1 protein-coding gene is annotated in these 926 nt (G+C 65.3%); it reads right to left on the bottom strand.

Features of this window, described 5'->3' with window-relative positions; translation table 11 throughout:
- Positions 1 to 926, bottom strand: a 926-nt coding sequence (locus tag AOG28_RS18480) for an Ig-like domain-containing protein (RefSeq protein ID WP_200906839.1), incomplete at both ends; no start/stop codon positions are given.

Here is a 926-nt window from a genome sequence, read left to right as displayed (position 1 = left end):
TCGCTGAGGGTGACCGTGGTTTGCAGACCATCGGTCAGCTCCTCGAGGTTCACGCCATTAAGGGCTTCGGTGATGGCCAGCGTCGGCGCAGACGGCGCGGTGATGTCGATGGCGACATCAATGCTGTTCGAGGCATCAGAGCTGTTGCCCGCCACATCGGTAATCACGGCTGTCGCGGCGTAGCTGCTGCCATCGGTCAGGTCGTCGGCGGCAATGGTCACGGCCACGTTGCCGGCCGTGATGTCGTCGGCGTCCAGCTCGACCGACGCGGTGATCACGTTCTCCGCGTCTGCGTCGTCGACCAGGGTGACGGTCACGGTGTCACCCGCGACGGCATCCTCGCTGAGGGTGACCGTGGTGGGCAGACCCGCGGCCAGTTCGGCGGCACTCACGCCATCTACCGCTGCCTCGATGGCTAGGGCCGGCGCGCCCGGGGCAGTGGTGTCGATGGCGACATCAATGCTGTTCGAGGCATCAGAGCTGTTGCCCGCCACATCGGTAATCACGGCTGTCGCGGCGTAGCTGCTGCCATCGGTCAGGTCGTCGGCGGCAATGGTCACGGCCACGTTGCCGGCSGTGATGTCGTCRGCGTCCAGCTCGACCGACGCGGTGATCACGTTCGACGCGTCATCGCTGTCCACCAGGGTGACAGTCACGGTGTCACCCGCGACGGCATCCTCGCTGAGGGTGACCGTGGTTTGCAGACCATCGGTCAGCTCCTCGAGGTTCACGCCATTAAGGGCTTCGGTGATGGCCAGCGTCGGCGCAGACGGCGCGGTGATGTCGATGGCGACATCAATGCTGTTCGAGGCATCAGAGCTGTTGCCCGCCACATCGGTAATCACGGCTGTCGCGGCGTAGCTGCTGCCATCGGTCAGGTCGTCGGCGGCAATGGTCACGGCCACGTTGCCGGCCGTGATGTCGTC

The organism is Cobetia sp. UCD-24C, from assembly GCF_001306765.1.
GTDB classification, from domain to species: domain Bacteria; phylum Pseudomonadota; class Gammaproteobacteria; order Pseudomonadales; family Halomonadaceae; genus Cobetia; species Cobetia amphilecti.
The sequence above is the reverse complement of the archived record's forward strand: the minus strand, read 5'-3'. Positions and strand labels throughout refer to the sequence as shown.